Annotated in this window: 3 protein-coding genes and 1 rRNA gene; all 4 read right to left on the reverse strand. The window is 64.9% G+C overall.

The annotated features are described in order from the left end of the window. A 16S ribosomal RNA gene (locus Q1V87_RS00785) occupies positions 1 to 229 on the reverse strand; the annotation flags it as partial. Between the two features lie 513 nt (positions 230 to 742). Beyond that, positions 743 to 2,071 (reverse strand): tyrosine--tRNA ligase, encoded by a 1,329-nt coding sequence (gene tyrS / locus Q1V87_RS00790; protein ID WP_300590439.1) that lies wholly within the window; start codon positions 2,069 to 2,071, stop codon positions 743 to 745. Positions 2,072 to 2,111: 40 nt separating this feature from the next. Further along, positions 2,112 to 2,810 (reverse strand): hypothetical protein, encoded by a 699-nt coding sequence (locus Q1V87_RS00795; RefSeq protein WP_300590440.1) that lies wholly within the window; start codon positions 2,808 to 2,810, stop codon positions 2,112 to 2,114. Then, positions 2,807 to 3,444: SatD family protein (locus Q1V87_RS00800; protein ID WP_300590441.1), on the reverse strand; the 638-nt coding region annotated here is incomplete at its 5' end. The genes Q1V87_RS00795 and Q1V87_RS00800, both read right to left, overlap by 4 nt.

Genomic DNA, 3,444 nt, shown 5'->3' on the forward strand with positions numbered 1-3,444 from the left:
GCTCATCCCTGACCGAAATTCTTTCCAGCTGCTGAAGATGCCTTCGCAGCTCGTATCCGGTATTAGACGCCGTTTCCAGCGCTTATCCCAGAGTCAGGGGCAGATTGCTCACGTGTTACTCACCCGTTCGCCACTGATCCACAGAGCAAGCTCTGCTTCACCGTTCGACTTGCATGTGTTAAGCACGCCGCCAGCGTTCATCCTGAGCCAGGATCAAACTCTCCGTGAAAGAAATTTGCTGCGATCAGCCGGAAATTGACTGAAGCAGCGAGTTTGATCTGACCAAAGGGATGTCATTGCTGACTATCCGTTGCCGGCACCGAAGTGCCGGACTTTGATCCAAAGGAATCTCATTCAGCCGAAGCTGAATCGAGGTTTTTTGGCATTTGACAAGTGCACGCTGTTGAGTTCTCAAGGATCGGATGCTCCTGCTTTCGGTCTCTCGACCTCCCCGCAGGGCAACTTCTCTATCTTATCCGTTTCTCCGTGGCTGTCAAATCGGCGTCCGGCGAGTCTCAGACTCGCTCGAGCGGTCGACAAGACCACCGCGAAGAGCGGATCCCCCATCGTAGACCCGGAGGTCTGCGACTCACAAGGAGTCTTGATGTTGGGGGGTGGTTCACTGCTTGAGGAGGGGAGGCTCTCAGCCTCACCGCGCTCCTTTGGGGCGAACAAGTAAGACATTACGCGGATGTGAACAACGTGACAAATCCTGGCCGCATCCCGGGCGTGTCGCGCCGCATCACGCGGATTTACGCGGGTCGATGAAGACGCCGGCCAGCGTCTTCTTTCCGCGGCGCAGCACCGACACTCCCCCGGGCAGCCCGCCCGTGACCAGGGCACCGTCGTCGTCGACACGGTTGCCGTCGAGCGACACTCCGCCCTGCGCGACAGCACGGCGAGCCTCGGAGAGGCTGGTGACAAGTCCAGTTGCGACGAGCGCCTCGACGACGGTCATCTCCACCGTCCCCTGCACGTGCGGTAACTCCTCCAGCGCGGTGCGAAGGACCTCGGCATCCAGGGATGTGAGATCACCCTGCCCGAACAAGGCCTCGGAGGCGGCGATCACTCCCGCCGTCGCCTCTGCGCCATGCACGGTCGTCGTCACCTCGAGAGCGAGCCGCCGCTGCGCTGCCCGGCGGTAGGGCTCCACCGCAACGAGTCGCTCGTACTCCTCGATCTCTTCGCGGGTGAGGAACGTGAAGATCTTCATCCGCGTGATGACGTCGGCGTCGTCCGTGTTGAGCCAGAACTGGTACATCCGGTACGGAGAGCACATCGCGGCATCCAGCCAGATCGCATTGCCCTCGCTCTTGCCGAACTTCGTGCCGTCGCTGTTGGTGATCAGCGGCGTCCCGATCGCGTGAACTCCCACATGCTCGACATGGTGGACGAGATCCACACCGCTGGTGAGGTTGCCCCACTGGTCGCTGCCGCCGGTCTGCAGCACGCACCCATAGGTGCGGTAGAGCTCCAGGAAGTCCATTCCCTGCAGGATCTGGTAGCTGAACTCTGTGTAGCTGATTCCTGCCTCGGAGTTCAGTCGGGCACTGACGGCATCCTTCTTCAGCATCGTGCCGACCCGGTAGTGCTTGCCGATCTCCCGCAGGAAGTCGATTGCCGACAGCGGCGCGGTCCAGTCGAGGTTGTTGACGATGCGGGCAGCGTTCTCGCCCTCGAAACTGAGGAACTTCTCGACCTGCGCGCGCAGCCGCGTCACCCACTCCTGCACGGTCTCCGGCGTGTTCAACGTGCGCTCGGCAGTCGGTCGCGGATCGCCGATAAGCCCCGTCGACCCGCCGACAAGTCCCAGGGGGCGATGGCCGGCAAGCTGCAGACGGCGCAGCAACAGCAGCTGCACGAGGTTTCCCAGGTGCAGGCTCGGTGCGGTCGGGTCGAACCCGCAGTAGTACGTGATCGGCTCGCCCCCCAGCAGCTCGCGCAAGGCCTCCTGATCGGTGGATACATGCACCAGACCGCGCCAGACGATCTCGTCCCACACCGATTCGAACGAAGGATCATTCACCGGCTCCAACGCGCGGACGGGGGAATCGGTCGTCAGTTCTGCCACGATTCTCAGGCTAGCAGCGCGCCCACTGCTGACCGGGGAGTCAGATCGAGCTCCCCCACCAGACGAGGAAAGCCACCGCGAGGGCGGTCGTCCAGCTCACGAGGCTCCCGATGAGGAAGTACTCGGCGCGGATGCCGCCCTCTCCGTCCCGAGAGATCTCAGGAAAGCGGACGATCCCCTTCGCTGCGAGCACCGCGGCCAGGAGCGTGAACGCGCCCGTGAGAGTGAGTGCGAAGACGAGCACACGCTCGATCGGACCGATGAGTCGTCCGCCCTTGAGTGTGGACGCACGTTCTTCTACGGGCACGTCACCGTCCCGAAGCGCGATCCGCACGATCACATTGCCCGATTCGAGCAGGAAGACGAGCGCGCCGACGACCAGGACGGCGACGTCCAGGCTCACTGCGCCGAGCGGCGAGCCGGAGGGCCACACCTCACCAAGCGGCCCCTGGTCTTCTCGGACGCCCAGGAGCGCGACGGAGAGGGCAGCGACAGCCACCACGAGGGCGACGGGCCAGAAGCCGGCACGCCCGCCACGTCGATCCGGGGTAGCCAGCGCCCAGACCGCCGCTACGCCGGCGGCAACGAAGCTCCAGACCGCGGCATCCGCGCCCGCCGAGGCGACGAGAAGGGCCACTCCGAGCACCGCCAGAACAACGGCGCGAAACACCCCGATCAGCGAACGCCGCGTGAGGTCGAGGCAGCCGACCGCCAGGAGGACAATGCCTGCGGCGATCATCCGGACGCGCCGTCCAGGATCTGGAATCCCGCAACAAGTCCTGCGGCACCGCCGGTGGCGAGTGCCTGGGAGACCGCCGACTGCGTGATCCCCTCCTGTGCGGCGAGGTCGTGTTGTGTGCGGCCAAGGCAGCGGCCGTAGGCGAGGCGGCGTGTGCGCGGCGACATCGCGCCGACGATCTCATCGCGGACAAGCAGGTATGCGTTGACGGATCGGACGCGCTCGGCCATGGCGGCATCCTCCCCCGGAGCTGCGACAACGCGCGTCCGGGCGCGCGGTACGGCACGATCCTGAAGCCGGTGCACGGCCTCGACCGCGTCCCGGGCTGACCACCAACCGGGACCGTCGGAGATGTGACCGGTTGCAGACGAGACGGCCCCCACGGCGCCGATGCCGATCCCGAAGCGCAGTTCGATCTCTTCGGGAAGCGCGAGCTGAAGCAGCAGCAGCCACGCAAGCGCGTGATCCAACTCCGCGAAGACCGCCTGGAGTTCGTCAGCGAAGGTCGCCGTCAGCGGCACGAGCGCCGTCGGCCGTTCGGCGTGGACGCGCGCAATCGTCGCCTCCAGCTCGCGCTGCGCAGCATCCCGGTCGGCAAGGCGCTGGGATCCGACGATGTCAGCGATCACCGCGA

This window comes from Microbacterium sp. (assembly GCF_030149085.1).
Lineage (GTDB): Bacteria > Actinomycetota > Actinomycetes > Actinomycetales > Microbacteriaceae > Microbacterium.

Coding starts and splice junctions, on each gene's coding strand:
- Q1V87_RS00795 (WP_300590440.1), bottom strand. CDS start 2,810: ATGATCGCCGCAGGCATTGTCCTCCTGGCGGTCGGCTGCCTCGACCTC.